At 67.7% G+C, this 16,955-nt stretch carries 17 protein-coding genes; 9 read left to right on the forward strand and 8 right to left on the reverse strand.

The annotated features are described in order from the left end of the window. Positions 1-12 precede the first annotated feature (12 nt). The 5 genes from ACFDR9_RS07070 to bluB all read left to right on the forward strand — a co-directional run bounded on the left by ACFDR9_RS07070 (position 13) and on the right by bluB (position 4,741). The gene (locus ACFDR9_RS07070; RefSeq protein ID WP_409030541.1) at positions 13-1,431 is read left to right on the forward strand and encodes an ATP-binding protein; all 1,419 of its coding nucleotides are present in this window, start codon (positions 13-15) and stop codon (positions 1,429-1,431) included. Beyond that, positions 1,421-1,960, forward strand: coding sequence for a hypothetical protein (locus ACFDR9_RS07075; RefSeq protein ID WP_409030542.1), 540 nt, complete (start codon positions 1,421-1,423; stop codon positions 1,958-1,960). Before ACFDR9_RS07070 ends, ACFDR9_RS07075 begins: the two co-directional genes overlap by 11 nt. An 8-nt stretch (positions 1,961-1,968) precedes the next feature. Beyond that, complete coding sequence (locus ACFDR9_RS07080; RefSeq protein WP_409030543.1) at positions 1,969-3,357, forward strand: sigma 54-interacting transcriptional regulator; 1,389 nt, start codon at positions 1,969-1,971, stop codon at positions 3,355-3,357. A gap of 218 nt (positions 3,358-3,575) precedes the next feature. Further along, positions 3,576-3,935, forward strand: coding sequence for a BON domain-containing protein (locus tag ACFDR9_RS07085; RefSeq protein ID WP_017878214.1), 360 nt, complete (start codon positions 3,576-3,578; stop codon positions 3,933-3,935). Positions 3,936-4,087: 152 nt separating this feature from the next. Then, a complete protein-coding gene (gene bluB / locus ACFDR9_RS07090; RefSeq protein ID WP_409030544.1) occupies positions 4,088-4,741 on the forward strand; it encodes a 5,6-dimethylbenzimidazole synthase in 654 nt (217 codons plus the stop codon). A 108-nt stretch (positions 4,742-4,849) separates the two neighbouring features. On the opposite strand, the gene ACFDR9_RS07095 is transcribed toward bluB, so the two are convergent. Further along, positions 4,850-8,323: a response regulator gene (locus ACFDR9_RS07095; protein ID WP_409030545.1), complete on the reverse strand. Its 3,474-nt coding sequence runs from the start codon at positions 8,321-8,323 to the stop codon at positions 4,850-4,852. A 305-nt stretch (positions 8,324-8,628) separates the two neighbouring features. On the opposite strand from ACFDR9_RS07095, the gene ACFDR9_RS07100 reads away from it, so the two are divergent. The 3 genes from ACFDR9_RS07100 to fnr all read left to right on the forward strand — a co-directional run bounded on the left by ACFDR9_RS07100 (position 8,629) and on the right by fnr (position 10,270). Further along, on the forward strand, positions 8,629-8,853 hold the full coding sequence (locus tag ACFDR9_RS07100) for a DUF2892 domain-containing protein (protein WP_026133226.1): 225 nt from the start codon (positions 8,629-8,631) through the stop codon (positions 8,851-8,853). Beyond that, on the forward strand, positions 8,840-9,358 hold the full coding sequence (locus tag ACFDR9_RS07105; protein WP_327075748.1) for a sigma-70 family RNA polymerase sigma factor: 519 nt from the start codon (positions 8,840-8,842) through the stop codon (positions 9,356-9,358). Before ACFDR9_RS07100 ends, ACFDR9_RS07105 begins: the two co-directional genes overlap by 14 nt. Positions 9,359-9,508: 150 nt before the next feature. Next, positions 9,509-10,270, forward strand: coding sequence for a fumarate/nitrate reduction transcriptional regulator Fnr (gene fnr, locus ACFDR9_RS07110; protein ID WP_026133228.1), 762 nt, complete (start codon positions 9,509-9,511; stop codon positions 10,268-10,270). Between the two features lie 72 nt (positions 10,271-10,342). Here fnr and ACFDR9_RS07115 read toward each other — a convergent pair whose 3' ends face one another. The 6 genes from ACFDR9_RS07115 to ccoN are packed head-to-tail and all read right to left on the reverse strand — an operon-like array spanning position 10,343 to position 15,451. Beyond that, positions 10,343-10,867, reverse strand: a complete 525-nt coding sequence (locus ACFDR9_RS07115; protein WP_327075749.1) for a FixH family protein — start codon at positions 10,865-10,867, stop codon at positions 10,343-10,345. A 17-nt stretch (positions 10,868-10,884) separates the two neighbouring features. After that, a complete protein-coding gene (gene ccoG, locus ACFDR9_RS07120; RefSeq protein WP_327075750.1) occupies positions 10,885-12,282 on the reverse strand; it encodes a cytochrome c oxidase accessory protein CcoG in 1,398 nt (465 codons plus the stop codon). A 13-nt stretch (positions 12,283-12,295) separates the two neighbouring features. Continuing rightward, complete coding sequence (gene ccoP, locus ACFDR9_RS07125; protein WP_017878222.1) at positions 12,296-13,216, reverse strand: cytochrome-c oxidase, cbb3-type subunit III; 921 nt, start codon at positions 13,214-13,216, stop codon at positions 12,296-12,298. Then, positions 13,209-13,394 (reverse strand): cbb3-type cytochrome c oxidase subunit 3, encoded by a 186-nt coding sequence (locus tag ACFDR9_RS07130; protein WP_017878223.1) that lies wholly within the window; start codon positions 13,392-13,394, stop codon positions 13,209-13,211. Before ACFDR9_RS07130 ends, ccoP begins: the two co-directional genes overlap by 8 nt. A 1-nt stretch (position 13,395) precedes the next feature. Further along, positions 13,396-14,010, reverse strand: coding sequence for a cytochrome-c oxidase, cbb3-type subunit II (ccoO, locus tag ACFDR9_RS07135; protein ID WP_017878224.1), 615 nt, complete (start codon positions 14,008-14,010; stop codon positions 13,396-13,398). Between the two features lie 13 nt (positions 14,011-14,023). Continuing rightward, complete coding sequence (ccoN, locus tag ACFDR9_RS07140) at positions 14,024-15,451, reverse strand: cytochrome-c oxidase, cbb3-type subunit I (protein ID WP_017878225.1); 1,428 nt, start codon at positions 15,449-15,451, stop codon at positions 14,024-14,026. A gap of 229 nt (positions 15,452-15,680) precedes the next feature. Here ccoN and ACFDR9_RS07145 point away from each other — a divergent pair, with 229 nt between their 5' ends. Beyond that, complete coding sequence (locus ACFDR9_RS07145; protein WP_409030546.1) at positions 15,681-16,700, forward strand: Rpn family recombination-promoting nuclease/putative transposase; 1,020 nt, start codon at positions 15,681-15,683, stop codon at positions 16,698-16,700. Between the two features lie 69 nt (positions 16,701-16,769). On the opposite strand, the gene ccoS is transcribed toward ACFDR9_RS07145, so the two are convergent. Continuing rightward, positions 16,770-16,955 carry a cbb3-type cytochrome oxidase assembly protein CcoS gene (ccoS, locus tag ACFDR9_RS07150; RefSeq protein ID WP_017878227.1) on the reverse strand — a complete coding sequence of 62 codons (186 nt, stop codon included), beginning with the start codon at positions 16,953-16,955 and terminating at the stop codon, positions 16,770-16,772.

Consider the following 16,955-nt stretch of genomic DNA (forward strand, 5'->3'; position numbering starts at 1 on the left):
TAGGTTGGTATTTTGTCTAAACTTTCATTTCGTCAGCTGCTGTTCGCCGCCTTCATCCTGATCGCCGGCGTGCTGACCGCGACCTCGCTGCAGGCCCTGCTGACGCTGGAGCGGCTGGCCCGGCTGGGACGCGAAAGCGCGGCCCAGGCCGTGATGCTGACCGAGCAGTCGCAACGCCTGTCGGAGCGCACCCTGGCGATGGAGCGCAGCGCGCGCCAATTCCTGGTGCTCGACGACGGCGTGTTCCGCGACCGCTATTTCGCCGCCTGGCAGGAGGCCGACGCCGCGCTGCTGGCGCTGGCCGGCGCCATGCCCGGCCTGGCGCCGGCCTTGCAGGCCGAATGGCGCGCCCAGGGCGAGGCCGCGTGGGCCGTGCTGAAAACGGCCAAGCGGCGCAACCGCGGCGGCCACCCGGCGCTGTACAAGGTGTTTGAACGCCTGCCGGTGATCAACGACAGCCTGGCGCGCGAGAGCAAGCGTGAAATCGGCCGCCGCGGCGACGCCCTGCTCAGCGAACTGGAGCGCCAGCGCGGCCTGCTGGCGGCGCTGGTGGCCGGTGCCGTGCTGTTGGCGGCGGCGCTGGCGATGTGCTTCGGCTTCCTGCTGTCGCGCCCGCTGCGGCGCATCGAAAGCGCCATCGAGCGCCTCGGCGAAAACCGCCTGGACCAGCCGATTACCGTCGGCGGCCCGGCCGACACGCGCCGCCTCGGCCAGCAACTGGACTGGCTGCGCCAGCGCCTGGCCGACCTGGACGCCGACAAGGAACGCTTCCTGCGGCATATCTCGCACGAGCTGAAGACGCCGCTGGCGGCGCTGCGCGAGGGCGTCGCCCTGCTGGAGGACGAGGTGGCGGGGCCGCTGACGTCCGGCCAGCGCGAAATCGCCGGCATCCTGCGCCAGAACACCGCCTCGCTGCAAACGCAAATCGAGGATTTGCTGCGCTATAACACCGCCGCCTTCGACGCCCAGCACCTGCAGCGCGTCAACGTCGACCTGTTGCAACTGCTGCACGCGGTGGTCGACGAGCAGCGCCTGCAATGCCAAGCCCGGCACCTGAGCGTGCAGGTGCGCGGCGCGCCGGTCGGCGCGCTGGCCGACCGCGACAAGCTGGCCGCCGCGCTGGCCAACGTGTTGTCGAACGCGGTGCGTTTCAGCCCCGACGGCGGGGTCATCGTGTTTACCGTCGGCGCCGCCGCGCACGGCCTGCGTATTGACTGCAGCGACGACGGCCCGGGCGTGGCGCCGGAAGACGCCGAACGCATCTTCGAACCCTTTTACCAGGGCGCGCGCCAGGCTGCCGGCGCGCGCAACGGCAACGGCATCGGCCTGTCCATCGTGCGCGAATACATTGCCGCGCACCACGGCACGGTCACACTTCTCCCCAGCCCGACGGGCGCCCATTTTCGGATCGAACTCCCCTATGATGCATAAAATTTTCAGTTGCGCCTGCGCGCTGCTGCTGGCGGCCTGCGCCGTCAAGCCGGCGCCGCCGGCCCCGGTGGCGGCCTGCCCGCCGCCGCCGGTCGTCGCCGCCCCCGCGCCCGACGGCGCCGTCAACGAACTGCTGGCCTTCCAGGCCGGCCTGCGCGCGTTGCCGCAGGCCGAGCTGGGGCGCGCCCTGGTCGAGCTGAATAGACAGGACGCGTCCGCCAAGGCCACCGTGCGCCGCGCCATGCTGCTGGCGGCGCTGCGCGGCGCCGGCGACCTGGGCCGCGCCCAGGCGCTGCTCGACGGCGTGGCCCAGGCGGCCGCGCCGGACGAGCAGCGCCTCAAGCCGCTGGCCCAGTTCCTCGCCGCCGGCTACGCCGACGCGCGCCGCCAGGACGAGGCGGCCGACAAGCTGAACCAGCAGGTGCGCGAAGCCCAGCGCCGCAACGAGCAGCTCAACGAGAAGCTCGAGGCGCTGAAAAACATCGAGCGCACGATGTCGGTCCGCCCGGCCGCGTCGGTGCCGAAATGAGCGCCGCCATGGCCCAACCGGCCCAACAAGCGCACATCTTGCTGGTCGACGACGACCCCGATTTATTGCGCCTGCTGACGATCCGCCTGAACGCCGGCAACTACCGCGTGACGGCCGTGGCCAGCGCCGAGGCGGCGCTGGCCCGGCTGGCGGTCGAGCTGCCCAACCTGGTCATCACCGACGTGCGCCTGCCCGGCCGCGACGGCCTGGCGCTGTTCGACGAAATCCGCCGCCAGCACGCGGCGCTGCCGGTGATCTTGCTGACCGCGCACGGCACCATCCCCGACGCGGTCGAGGCCACCGCGCGCGGCGCGTTCGCCTACCTGACCAAGCCCTTCGACGGCAAGCTGCTGCTCGACAAGGTGGCCTACGCCGTCAACCTGAACCCCAACCTGGCGGCGCCGGCGGCCAGCGACGACAACTGGCGCGCCGGCCTGATCAGCCGCAGCGCGCAGATGGCCGAATTGCTGGCCGAGGCCAAGCTGGTGGCCGCCTCCGACGCCAGCATCCTGATCCGCGGCGCCAGCGGCACCGGCAAGGAATTGCTGGCGCGCGCGCTGCACAACGCCAGCCACCGCGCCAAGGCGCCCTTCATCGCCGTCAACTGCGGCGCCATCCCCGAGCAGTTGCTGGAGTCGGAATTGTTCGGCCACGTCAAGGGCGCCTTCACCGGCGCCGTGGCCAACCGCGACGGCCTGTTCCAGGCGGCCGACGGCGGCACCCTGTTCCTCGACGAAATCGGCGACATGCCGCTGCCGTTGCAGGTCAAGCTGCTGCGCGTGCTGCAGGAACGCGCGGTGCGCCAAGTCGGCGCCAACGAGGTCAAGCCGGTCGACGTGCGGCTGCTGTCGGCGACCCACCGCGACCTCGACGTGGCGATGCGGGAGGGCCAGTTCCGCGAGGACTTGTATTACCGCCTGAACGTGGTGACGCTGTCGCTGCCGACGCTGGCCGAGCGGCGCGAGGACATCGCCCTGCTGGCCAAGCATTTCCTGCAAACGCTGGCCGGCAAGTACCAGAAGCCGCTGAACGGCTTCGCGCCCGACGCGCTGACGGCGCTGGTGGGCGCGCCGTGGCCGGGCAACGTGCGGCAGTTGTTCAACGTCGTCGAGCAGGTGTGCGCGCTGGCGACGGCGCCGCTGGTGCCCTTGTCGCTGGTGCAGCGCGCGCTGCGGGTGCCGTCGCTGGAGGCGCTCAGCTACAACGAGGCCAAGCAGCGCTTCGAGCGCGACTACCTGGTACAACTGCTGCGCCTGACCGACGGCAACGTCGCCGACGCCGCGCGCCTGGCCGACCGCAACCGCACCGAGTTTTACCGCCTGCTGCAAAAATACGAACTCACGCCGAGCCTGTTCAGGGCCGACGCCGAGCTTGTCGCCGACGAACGACAGAAATAAGCGCTGTAAAATCAACGACTTGGCGATACGGGTGGAAATGTTGTCGCTGCCAGGCGACAAAAAGCGGCGTAAAACCCGCCGCGGCGGCGGCCGTCGCCGGGGTGAAATACTAAGTCATTGATTTATAAGCGATTTAAATAGCTGGCACGGCGATTGCTATATGTCTTGGTGTGACGCTTCAAACAGTGTTGCTTCAACCACATACGAGAGGATTTACCATGACCATGCAAAAATCGAAACTGCTGAACAACTTCGTTGCCGTCGTCCTGCTGTCGGGCGCATCGATCACAGCTTCCTACGCAGCGGACGCGGAACAAGCCGCTCCTGCGAAGGCGACCCTGCTCGCCGCCAACGCAGCAGTGACCGATGAAGCCATCACCGCCTCGGCCAAAGCGGCCCTGAGCGCGGACGCGCAACTGGCCGGCCTGCCGATCAGCGTCAGCGCCAAAAAAGGCGTCGTCATGCTGCAAGGCGACGTGCCTAGCGCCGAAGCCGGCGACCGCGTCGTCCAATTGGTGGCCTCGGTCGCCGGCGTCAAGGAAGTCAAAAACGACTTGAAAGTCAAAGCCGCCGGCTAAGCGCCGCGGTCGGGCCGCGGCCAGGCCGCGCCCGGTAGTACCCAACCCCCGTCGCGCTGCCGAGCGACGGGGGTTTTTATTTTCGTGGCAAAGATAGGGGGGCGGCGCCGATGCACTAGAATTCGTCCCGTCCCCACGCCACAAGGCCCAGCATGACGCCGAACCAATTCACGCCTGCAGAAATCGCCGCGGTCTACCGCGCCATCCGCGAGCGCCGCGATATGCGCCACTTCAGCGCCGAGGCGCTGGCGCCCGGCCAGTTGGAGCGCCTGATCGGCGCGGCCCACATGGCGCCCAGCGTCGGCTTCATGCAACCGTGGCGCTTCCTGCGCGTCGGCGAGCGCGCCTTGCGCGAGCGCATCCACGCCCACGTCGAGGCCGAGCGCATCCTCACCGCCGAGGCGCTGGGGCAGCGCGCCGAGGACTTCATGAAGCTCAAGGTCGAGGGCATCCTGTCGTGCGCCGAACTGCTGGTGGTCGGCCTGACCGACCAGCGCGAGCAATACGTGTTCGGCCGCCGCACGATGCCGGAGATGGACCTGGCGTCGGCCTCCTGCGCGATTCAAAACATGTGGCTGGCCGCGCGCGCCGAGGGCATCGGCCTGGGGTGGGTGTCGCTGTTCGATCCGGCGCAACTGCGGGCGCTGTGCCACATGCCCGAAGGCAGCAAACCGATCGCGATCCTGTGCATCGCCCCGGTCGCCGAGTTTTACCCGGCGCCGATGCTGGAAACCGAGGGCTGGGACACGCGCCGCGCGATCGGCGAGCTGGTCTACGAAAACACCTGGGGCCAACGTTCCACGTGAAACATCCGGGCCAACCTTGGGGCCTGTAAGTTAGGCGGCTTCGGCGCGGAAACGCTGAAAACCAAGGGCGGTACCCGGGGGCAAACCCTGAGGGTGTGACGGCCGGCGCTACTCCGGCAAGCCGTCGAGCCAGGCTCTGGCGTGCGCCAGCACCAACTCCAGTTCGGCGCCGGCCAGCGCCAGCAGGGCAGCGACCTCGGCGTGGCGCTGCCCGGCGATGGCGCGTTCGGCTTCCAGCGAGGCGCTGATCAGGCGCTTCGTGCCGAGCGTGCCGACCGCGCCGCGCAGGCTGTGCAGCGTGCGCGCGGCGTCGTCGCAGCGGCCTTCGCGCACCGCCAGTTCGGCCTGCCGCAGCGGCGCCATGCCGTTGCCCAGCGCTTCAGCCACCATCTTGCGCAGGATGCCGCGGCCCTTGGCGTCGCGTCCCAGCACGCGCATCAACGGCGCCATCGAGAATACCTGTTCGTCCGGCTCCGGCTTCGGCGCCGGCGCCGGCGCGGCGATGGCGGCCACGGCCGGCGCGGTCGCCGCCCGGCCCGGCAAGTTGCGGTCGATCACCTCCAGCATTTCCTCGACCACCACCGGCTTGGCGATGAAGTCGCTGATGCCGGCGCTGATGCAGCGTTCGCGCTCCGACGCCAGCACCCCCGCCGTCATGGCGATCACCGGCAGCGTCAGGCGCAGTTCGGTGCGGATCAGGTGGGTCGCGCTGAAGCCGTCCATCACCGGCATCTGCATGTCCATCAGCACGATGTGGTATCGCTGCGCCTCGGCGCGCAGCCGCTCGACCGCCTGCAGGCCGTCGCCGACCACGTCCAGCGTCGCGCCCATGTGCTCGAGGATGCCGCGCGCCACCGCCTGGTTCAGCAGGTTGTCCTCGACCAGCAGGAAGTGCACGCCGCGCAGGTGCTGGCCCAGGTTGCGGTTCAAGATCATCTGCTCGTCGCCGCCGTCCGGCGTCGTCAGCGCCTGGTGCAGCGCGTCGAACAGGCTCGAGCCGGTGATCGGCTTCATCAGCACCACGTCGGCCTCGGCGGCGCTGGAGATTTCCTCCAGGCGGTTGCGGGCGAAGGCGTTGACCATCACCACGATCGGCTGCTTCTGGCCGGACGCGGCCTGGCGGATCGCCTTCGCCGTGGCCAGGCCGTCCATCTCCGGCATGTGCCAGTCGGCCAGCACGACGTCGTACGGCGCGCGCTCGGCCTGGCGGCGCCGGTACAGCGCCAGCGCGGCCGCGCCGGAGTCGACCTCGTCGACCTCCCAGCCCCAGGCGTGGATCAGCTTGCCGATCAGTTCGCGGCTGGTGCGGTTGTCGTCCGCCACCAGCAGGCGCAACTGGCCCAGCGCCGGCTTGCGGCGCGCGCCCTCCTGCTCGCGCAGCACCTCGAACGGCAGGCTGAACCAGAAGTTGCTGCCGCCGCCCTCGGCGCTGTCGAAGGCGATTTCGCCGCCCATCAAGCGGATCAGGTGCTTGCTGATCGCCAACCCCAGCCCGGTGCCGCCGAAGCGCCGCGTGATGCTCTCGTCGCCCTGCGAAAAGGCGGTGAACAATTGCGCCTGCTGCGCCGCGCTCATGCCGATGCCGGTGTCGCGCACCTCGAAGCGCAGCCGCGCGCCGGCCGCGTCGCGCCGCTCCAGGCTGACCCCGACCAGCACCTCGCCCAGCGGCGTGAACTTGATGGCGTTGCCGGCCAGGTTGACCAGGATTTGCTGCAGCCGCAGCGCGTCGCCGCGCAGGCGCCGCGGCACGTCGGCGTCGACGCCGATCGCCAGTTCCAGCTCCTTGTCGCCGGCGTTCATCGTCATCGTCGTCGCCAGCGTGTTCATCACCTCGTCGAGGTCGAACTCGACCGGCGCCAGTTCCATGCGCCGCGCTTCGATCTTCGAATAGTCGAGCACATCGTTGAGGATCCCCAGCAGCGACTGCCCCGAAACCCGCACCATGGTCAGGTATTTGCGCTGCTCGGCGGTCAGCGCGGTGTTGCCCAGCAGGTAGGCCATGCCCAGCACGGCGTTCAGCGGGGTGCGGATTTCATGGCTCATGTTGGCGACGAAATCGCTTTTCGCCCGGTTCGCCGCCTCGGCGCGGTCGCGCTCGTCCACCAGTTCGGCGGCGCGGGCCTGCACCTCGACCTGCAGGCGCAGCCGCTCGGCGATTTCGGCGATCACCGCCAGCACCTTGGTGCCCTGGTCGGTTTGCACCGCGCTCAGGCTGACCTCGAGCGGGAATTCGCTGCCGTCCCGGCGCAGGCCGAACAGCGCCTGGCCGCGCCCCATCACGCGCGGCTCGGCGCTCAGGCGGGTGTCGAGGAAGCCCTTGCGGGCGTTGGCGTGGCGGGCCCGGTAGCGCGCCGGCATCAGCGTTTCCACCGCCTGGCCGACGATCTCGTCGCGGCGGTAGCCGAAGTAGCGCTCGGCCTGGCGGTTGAAGGTTTCGACGCGGCCGTCGGCGCCGACGACGACCATCGCGTTCGGCGCGAATTCGATCAGGCTTTGCAGGCGCGCGTCGGCCGCCTGCCGCGCGCTCATCAACTCGTTGAAGGCCATCGTCAGCTCGCCGATTTCGTCGTGCTTGGCCACGCCGATCGGCACGAACTGGCTGGCGTCGGCGCGCAGGCCGCGGATGGCGTCGCGCAGCCGCACCAGCGGCGACAGCAGGCGCAGCGTCAGCCAGCCGAGCGCGGCGGCCGCCAGCAGCGAGGCGAAGGCGCTCCACGCCGCCAGCCGGTACAAGGCGCCGTCGAGCGGCTCGAAGGCGTCGCGCAGCGGCAACGCGGCGCCCAGCGTCCAGTCGGCCGACTTCAGCGTCTTGAAACTGTAGATCATTGCCACGCCCTGGCTGTTGCTGCTGACCGCCGAGTCCGCCCCGTCCTCCTTCAGCGCGCGCGTGGTGAGCGCGTTGGCGTTGGCCGCGCGCGGCTGCAGCAGCCGGCTGGCGTCCGGGTGTAGCACGTACAGCGGCACCGCGCCGCGCGTGATGGCGAAGTAATAGCCGCTCTTGCCGACCTTGGCGCTGCGCAGCCGGCCCAGCACGTTGTCCTTGTACAGGCGCAGCACGCCGATCAGCATGCCGACCACTTCGCCGCGCGCGTCCAGCACCGGGGCGACGAATTGCACGATGGGTTGCTTGCTGGTCTTGCCGAGCACCGGTTCGGCGATCATCGGCCGGCGCGTGCGCAGCACGGTTTTGAAAAAGGCCCGGTCGGAGGCGTCCGTGCCGGCCCGTCCCGGCACCGCCGGCACGTCGGCGATCAGGCGGCCGCGGGCGTCGAGCACCAGCACGTCGTCGAACAGCGTCAGCACCGCCCGCGTCGCGTAGTGGGCCCTGAGCTTCTCCGGCGAATCCATCAGCTCGGGCGGCTGCTGCCTGGCGCTGGCGCCGACGACGTCGAGGAGGATCTGCAACTTGTCGTCGAGTTCGGTCGCGGTACTGCGCACCAGCGCGTTCTGCTGCGCCAGCAAGACCCCGGTGAAGTCCTCGCGCATGCGCTGCATCTGGGCCACGGTGACCAGCGCGATCATGAGAATCGACGTCAGGCTCGTTGCCAGGGCGACTTTCGCTTTGATCCCGAGTGGCTTCATTGCTTTCCTTTATGGACGCCCGCGCGGGCATTCAGGCCGCCCGGGAATTGTGCTATCAATAAGGATACTTAGCAAGCACTACCCTGCCGCGCGGCGGCCGCCAGGATCACCGGCGCCACCGCCGCCGGCCGACCGCCTCGCCGAAGGCGCTGCCGCGGATCGGCCCGCGGCTCGCGATGCCGGGCGCCGCGCCAGCGGGTAGAATGGCGCGGCGCCAGTATATTTTTCTTTCGGCGAATCGAAACCGCCGCGGCCCGCCTCTTAGTAGCCGAGGGATGTCCTCGCCACCGTCGAAAGGGAAAAATATGTTCTATATGAAAAATGTACCGGGTTGGGAGCGGCTCTTGCGCGCCGTCGCCGGCCTGCTGGCGATCGCCTTCGGCGTGCTCGCGCTTGGCGGCGCGGCCGGCGTCGGCCTCGCGCTCGGCGGCGCCGGCCTCGTCGCCTCCGGGCTGTTCGGTTTCTGTCCGATGTGCGCGCTGCTCGGGCGCCGCCTGGACCGCGCCGGCCGCGCCGATGACGCTCGCTGAGCAACACCGACCGGTGCTGGACGCCGCCCACGGCGGCGATCCCGCCGCGCTGGCGCAGTTGCTGCGGCTGTGCCAGCCCGACATCCGCCGCTACGCCCGGCGCTCCTGCCTGCTCAGCGACGTCGACGACGCCGTCCAGGAGGCCTTGTTGGTGCTGTCGCGCCGGCTCGGCTCGGTGCGCCTGCTGGCGGCGTTCTCCGGCTGGTTGTTCAAGGTGGTGCGGCACGAGTGCCGCAAGCTGGCCCGTCTGGCGCTGCGCCACGCTCCCTACGACGACGAGCGCGCCGAACGCTGGCTGGCCGCGCAGGACACGGCCGGCCTGCGGCTGGACCTGGTGAACGCGCTCGAATCGCTGCCGGCCGATTATCTGCACATGATCCTGTTGCGCGATTTCGCCGAGCTGAGCATCGCCGAAATCGCCGCCCTGCTCGGCCTGACGGCGGCCGCCGCCAAGAGCCGGCTGCACTGCGCCCGGCTGCTGGCGCGCGAGTATCTGGTGGGCTGAGGCGGGCGCCTGGCGTCGGGAGCGGCCGCCCCGGCGTAGTTGCCATATAATTAAATCGACCAACCCCGGGTCGTTTAGTGGGCTATTGCCACTTGGTAACGTCGGGATGCGATAAACTCCATGACAGCCTCCGAATAGGTATATCCCGCTATGCTCACAGAACTGCCCGCCCTGACCCTGCCCCGCGTTCCCGTGGAGGTGTTGCGCGCGCGCTGCTCCACCTGCAGCATGCACCAGTTGTGCCTGCCGATGGGCCTGGACATGGGCGATATGGACCGGCTCGACCAGATCATCGGCCGGCGCCGCAAGGTGCCGCGCGGCGCCACGCTGTTCCGCATCGGCGACCCGTTCGTCAACCTGTACGCGATCCGCCTCGGCCATTTCAAGACCTACCAGATCAACGCCGGCGGCGAGGAGCAGATCACCGGCTTCCAGATGGCCGGCGAGCTGCTCGGCATGGACGCGATCAGCGCCGACCGCCACCATTGCAACGCGGTGGCGCTGGAAGACAGCGAGGTGTGCGAAATCCCGTTTTCCAGCCTTGAACAGCTGCTCGGCGAGATGCCGACGCTGCTGCGCCATTTCCACCGCATGATGAGCCAGGAGATCACGCGCGAGCAAAGCGTCATGCTGTTGCTGGGTAATATGCAGGCGACCCAGCGCTTCGCCGCCTTCATCGTCAACCTGGGCTCGCGCTACGAGGCGCGCGGCTATTCGAGCGTCACGTTCCAGCTGCGCATGTCGCGCGAGGAAATCGGCAACTACCTGGGGCTGACCATCGAGAGCATCAGCCGGCTGTTGTCGAAGTTTAAGAAGGAAGGCTGGCTGCGCGTCAGCAACCGCGAAATTGAAATCCTTAATCCGGCCATGCTGAAGGCGATTACCGCCGGTACGCCGGAGGCTTGCGCCTAAGCCGCCGGCGACGCCGGTCGGCTGGCCCACGCCGTGTAACGGAGCTGGGCTAACCGACCTGCGGCAATCCCATCAATCGCTGCGCAGCGCCACGGCGCGCTGCGTCGGCCAGGTCCAACTGCCATCCAGGCGCCAGTCGCGCCGGGCGTTTTCCGCCAGCACTTGCCAGCGGCTGCGCTCGAACAGCGCCAGCGGCGCGCTGAAGTTGCCTTGCGCGTCGGGCTGGACCGCCAGTTTGATGTCCTTCTCCGGTTGCGTCGCATGGGCCAGGTGCAGCAGCAGCGGCGCGCTGTAGGGCAGGCCGTGGCTGTCGATCTTGCCCACCAGCACGGCGTTGGCGGCGTCGTAGCGCAGCGCCGCCGTCAGCCCCAGCGCGCTGGCCGCGCGGTCGCGCCGCAAGTCCTGGTTGATCGCCTTGCCCTTCTTGTAGTAGTCGCCCACCACCAGCGCGTCCTGGCGCGAAAACGCCAGGTAGCCGGTGTAGCTGCCGGCCACTATGACGATGAAGGGGCCGAGCATCAGCAACCACGGCCAGCGGTGCGTGTACCAGGGGCGTTCGGCCGGCGCCAGGGGGCGCAATGGCAATACGTTCGACATGGTTTCTCCTTTATTGCTTAGCGCGGCACAAAGAACACCGCTTTTTCCATCACGTGCAGGCTTGGGTCGTCGAGCGCCGTCAACTCGATGGCGATCTGGTTGGAACCCTTGGCCCCGGCGCCGTGGGCGGCGCGCAGGCGCACCGGCAGCGCCAGCGTTTCGGTGGCGCCGACGCTGACCTCGTCGGGCGTGACCAGCGCCAGGCTCGGCAGGCCCGACACCTTCACCTTGTAGCGGTGCGGCGTCTCCGCGGTGTTCATGATCTGCAGGCGGTAGACGTTTTCGACCATGCCGTCCTCGACTTCGCGCCCCATCGCGCCGCGGTCGCGGATCACGTCCAGCTTGAGCGGCGTGCGCAGCGCCAGCGAGCCGACCACGGCGGCGGTGATGACGGCCAGGATCGCCGTGTAGATCAGCACGCGCGGGCGCAGCGCGCGCTGGCGGATCTGCTCGACGCTGAAATTGTTGGCCAGCGCGTGGTCGGTGCTGTAGCGGATCAGGCCGCGCGGGCGGTCGATCTTGTCCATCACCGTGTTGCAGGCGTCGACGCAGGCGGCGCAGCCGATGCATTCGTACTGCAGGCCCTGGCGGATGTCGATGCCGGTCGGGCACACCTGCACGCACAGGGTGCAGTCGATACAGTCGCCCGTCTTGGCGGCGACGGCCGGCGTGGCCTTCTTGTTGAGCGCGCCGCGCGGCTCGCCGCGCTTGACGTCGTAGGTGATGATCAGCGTGTCCTGGTCGAACATCGCGCTCTGGAAGCGGGCGTACGGGCACATGTATTTGCAGACCTGCTCGCGCAGCCAGCCGGCGTTGCCGTAGGTGGCCAGCGCGTAGAACAGCACCCAGAACCATTCCCACGGCCCGAAGCTGAGCGTGGCCACCTCGTGCGCCAGCGTGTGGATGGGCGTGAAATAGCCGACGAAGGTGAAGCCGGTCCACAGCGCCACCGCGCCCCAGGCCAGGTGCTTGGCGGTTTTCTTGGCCGCCTTGCGCAGCGACGGCCCCTGCTTGTCGAGCAGCATGCGGGCGCTGCGCGTGCCCTCGATGCGGCGCTCGATCCACAGGAAGATTTCGGTGTACACCGTTTGCGGGCAGGCGAAGCCGCACCAGACCCGCCCGGCGATCGCCGTCACCAGGAACAGCAGGTAGGCGCAGATGATCAGCAGCGCCGCCAGGTAGATGAAGTCCTGCGGCCACAGCACCACGCCGAGGATATAGAACTTGCGCGTGCCGAGGTCGAACAGCAGGGCCTGGCGGCCGTTCCAGCTGAGCCACGGCAAGCCGTAGAACATCAGCTGGGTCAGCCAGACGCAGACCCAGCGCAGGCTGGCATAGCGGCCCTTCGCCTCGCGCGGATAAATCTCCTCGCGGGCCGCGTACATCTTGATCACTTGGGGGGCGGGATCGCTCATGGCTGCTCGCCTATCAAGGTTGCGGGTTCGACAGGCTCCACACGTACGATGCCAGCACATGTACCTTGGCCTCGCCGAGGAAGTCGTCGAACGCCGGCATGGCGTTGCTGCGGCCCTTGCGGATGGTTTCCATGACGGTGTCGGCGCTGCCGCCGTACAGCCAGATCTTGTCGCTCAGGTTGGGCGCGCCCAGCGCCTGGTTGCCGGTGCCGCCGGCGTTGTGGCAGGCCATGCAGGCGCCGAACTTGTTTTTGCCGAACACCACCTTGATCGGGTCGGCGGTCGAGCCGGACAGGCTCAGCACGTAGTGGGCGACGTTTTCCACGTCCTTGTCGCTGCCCAGCGCCGCGCCCATCGGCGGCATCTGGCCGTTGCGCCCGTGCAGGATGGTGGTCTTGATGATCTCCGGCGTGCCGCCGTACAACCAATCCTTGTCGGTCAGGTTCGGAAAGCCCTTGTTGCCGCGCGCGTCCGAGCCGTGGCATTGCGCGCAGTAGGTCAGGAACAGCCGCTCGCCGACGGCGTGCGCGGTCGGGTTGGCCGCCACCGTCTTCAGGTCCTGTCCGAGGAATTGCTTGAACAGGGGGCCGTAGTCGGCGTCGGCCTTGTCCAGCTCGCCCTGGTACTGGCCGCTGGACTTCCAGCCCAGCTTGCCGGCGTAGGTGCCCAGGCCCGGGTAGAGGAACAGGTAGGCCAGCGCGAACACGATGGTGATGTAGAACAACCACATCCACCAGCGCGGCATCGGCGTGTTCAGCTCGGTCAAGTCCTCGTCCCAGATGTGGCCGGTGGTACCGACCGGGCCGTCGTGGTCCTTCAGCGCGCCGACCTTGTGGGTCGACTGCGAGTACAGCAGCACGCCGCAGCCGAAGATGCCCAGCAGCGACAGCACGACGATGTAGATGTTCCAGAAACCGCTGGTGAAGTCAGACATGGCCGCCCTCCCCCACGACGATGTCGGCGGCGTCGTCGGCGAACGGCAGTTGCGCGGCGCTGTCGAAGTCGCTGCTGCGCCGGGTCACGAAGGTCCACCACAGGATGCCCAGGAAGGTGGTGAAGGAAACCACCGTCATGACGCTGCTGGCGCTGTCAAAGAGGTTCTCGATTGCCATGCTAGTTCCTTGTCTTGATTAATGTGCCCAGGCCCTGCAGATAGGCGATCAGGGCGTCTTCTTCGGTCTTGTCCACCAGCGCGGCCGGCGCGGCGGCGATCTCGGCCTCGCTGTACGGGTCGCCCAGGCGTTTCAGCGCGCGCATTTTCGGCGCGATCTCGGCCGGCACCAGGGCGGTTTTCGCCAGCCATGGATAGTTCGGCATGTTCGACTCGGGCACCAGGTCGCGCGGCTTGTTCAAATGGGTTTTGTGCCATTCGTCGCTGTAGCGCCCGCCCACCCGCGCCAGGTCGGGGCCGGTGCGTTTCGAACCCCACTGGAACGGCCGGTCGTAGACGAACTCGCCGGCGACCGAGTAGTGGCCGTAGCGTTCGGTTTCGGCGCGGAACGGCCGGATCATCTGCGAGTGGCAGTTGTAGCAGCCCTCGCGCACGTAGATGTCGCGCCCGGCCAGGCGCAGCGGCGTGTACGGCTTGAGGCCGGCGATCGGCTCGGTGGTCGACTTCTGGAAGAACAGCGGGACGATCTCGACCAGGCCGCCGACGCTGACCACCAGCGTCACCAGCGCGATCAGCAGCCAGGGGTTCTTCTCAATCCATTCATGTGAAAATTTCATCGCTCACTCCGAATCAGGCGTGGGCCGCGGCCAGCGCGGGAATGCGCGCCGTCACCGATTGGCGGCCGCGCAGGGTCATGTAGGTGTTGTAGCCCATCAACAGCATGCCGCTCAGGTACAGCAAGCCGCCGCCGAAGCGCACCACGTAGTACGGATAGGTCGCCTTGACCCCCTCGACGAAGGTGTAGGTCAGGGTGCCGTCGGGGTTGACCGCGCGCCACATCAGGCCCTGCATCACGCCGGCGATCCACATCGCCGCGATGTACAGCACGATGCCGATGGTGGCGACCCAGAAGTGCATGTCGATCAGGCGGGTGCTGTACATCCTGGTCCGGCCGGCCAGGCGCGGCAACAGGTAGTAGATCGAGCCCATCGTGATGAAGCCGACCCAGCCCAGGGCGCCGCCGTGGACGTGGGCGATGCCCCAGTCGGTGTAGTGCGACAGCGAGTTGATGGTCTTGATCGACATCATCGGCCCCTCGAAGGTGGCGATGCCGTAGAACGACAGCGAGACGATCAGGAACTTCAGGATCGGGTCGGTGCGCAGCTTGTGCCAGGCGCCCGACAAGGTCATCATGCCGTTGATCATGCCGCCCCACGACGGCGCCAACAGGATCAGCGAAAACACCATGCCGATCGACTGGGTCCAGTCGGGCAAGGCGGTGTAGTGCAGATGGTGCGGGCCGGCCCACATGTAGGTGAAGATCAGCGCCCAGAAGTGGACGATCGACAGGCGGTACGAATACACCGGGCGCTCGGCCTGTTTCGGGATGAAGTAGTAAACCATGCCGAGGTAGCCGGCGGTGAGGATGAAGCCGACCGCGTTGTGGCCGTACCACCACTGTATCATCGCGTCCTGCACGCCCGAGTAGGCCGAGTAGGATTTCCACAGCGACGCCGGCATCGCCGCGGCGTTGACCACGTGCAGCAGCGTGACGGCGATGATGTAGGCGCCGAAGAACCAGTTGGCGACGTAGATGTGGGCCACCTTGCGCTTGAGCAGGGTGCCGAAGAACACCACCGCGTAGGCGATCCAGACCACGGCGATGAGGATGGCGATCGGCCATTCCAGTTCGGCGTATTCCTTGCCGCGGGTGAAGCCCATCGGCAGGGTGACCACGGCCGACAGGATCACCGCCTGCCAGCCCCAGAAGGTGAACGCGGCCAGCTTGTCGGAGAACAGCCGCACCTGGCAGGTGCGCTGCACCACGTAGTACGAGGTGGCGAACAGGCCGCAGATGCCGAAGGCGAAAATCACGGCGTTGGTGTGCAGCGGCCGCAGCCGGCCGTAGGTCAGCCAGGGTATGTCCAGGTTCAGCGCCGGCCATGCCAGTTGGGCGGCGATGATGACGCCAACCAGCATGCCGACGATGCCCCAGACTACGGTGGCGATCGCGAATTGCTTGACGATCTTGTAGTTGTAGTTCAGTGAATGGTCCACTCGTGCTCTCCCGGGATTGCTTTGATGATGTAGTGCATCAAAGAGTACGGGTTCGACCATCAAAAAACTTTGATGTGGATCAAAATTCACCAGATCAATTGCAGATAGGCACTAACGCGGGGGCGCGCTACCACGACCCCGATACGTGGGGCGTTGGGGCCGGCCGGTGCATGTCGCCGGTGTTTGCGCGCGGCGGTGGCGCCGCCGCCGCGCTTCGCTACACTAGCTCATGAGCACGCCGAACGACGACTACGACACGCCCTGGAAGGACGCCGTGACCCGGTATTTTGCGGACTTCATGGCCTTCTATTTTCCCCGCGCCCACGCCGAGATCGACTGGTCGCGCCCGCAGCGCTTCCTCGAGCAGGAATTGGCGCAGGTGGCGCACGACGCCGAACTGGGGAAGCGCCTGGCCGACAAACTGGTCGAGGTCACCCTGAAGGGCGGGGCGCCGCAGTGGGTGCTGGTGCATTTGGAAGTGCAGGGTCGGCGCGACAGCCGTTTCGCCGAGCGCATGTTTACCTACAACTACCGCATTTTCGACCGCTACCGCCGGCCCGTCGCCAGCATGGCGCTGCTGGCCGACGGCAACGCCGGCTGGAAACCCGACAGCTTCGGCTACCAGTTGCTCGGCTGCACGGTGGGGATTCAATTTCCCGTTGTTAAACTGGACGATTTCGCCGGACGCGCCGAACAGTTGCTGGACGACCCGAACCCGTTCGCGCTGGTGACGGCGGCCTACCTCGCCACCCGCGAAACCAAGGGCGACGACGTCCGCCGCGCGGCCGCGAAGTGGTTCATACTCGAACGGCTCCTGCTGCAAAATCGGGACAGGAGGATTATCATTGACCTGACCGTGGTGATCGACTGGTTAATGCGCCTGCCTCAACCACTGGAGCACGAGTTATGGCGCCGCATCGAGAAATTCGAAAGGAGTCGGGCTATGCCTTATATTTCATCCTTTGAGCGTATCGGCCTGGAGCGCGGCCTCAAGCGAGGTCTGCGGGAAGGACTGCGGGAAGGACTGCGGGAGGGACGGCAGGAAGGACGGCAGGAGGGACGGCAGGAGGGACGGCAGGAGGGATTGCGCGAGGCGCTGACGCAGCAGTTGCGGCGGCGCTTCGGCGCCTTGCCCGATCCTGTGCAACGGCGCCTTGAACAAGCTACCTGGGCCGAACTGCTGGTGTGGTCCGAGGACTTTGTGGACGCTGCCACGCTGGATCAGGTGTTCCGGGCGCAGGCCGGGTAAGCGCGGCGGGTTTACCGCAAACGCGGGCGCAAACGTCTGGCGCGGCGCTCACTGGCGCGGCGTTTCTTGCTATTCCCGCGTGTTTAGCGCTTCCTGTGCGTTGGCGGCGGCGCCGCTGTCGTCGTCCTGCAGCACGCGCAGGCCGGGGCCGACCAGGTCGTCGAATTGGCCGCCGTCGGAGGCCTTGAAAAACACCCACAGCGCAACGAACACGGTGGCGATGCTGACGGGGATCAGGAGGTAGAGGGCTTCCAT

Origin of the sequence: Janthinobacterium sp. CG_23.3 (assembly GCF_046115965.1) — a bacterium.
In the GTDB taxonomy this organism is placed as follows: Bacteria; Pseudomonadota; Gammaproteobacteria; order Burkholderiales; family Burkholderiaceae_D; genus Janthinobacterium.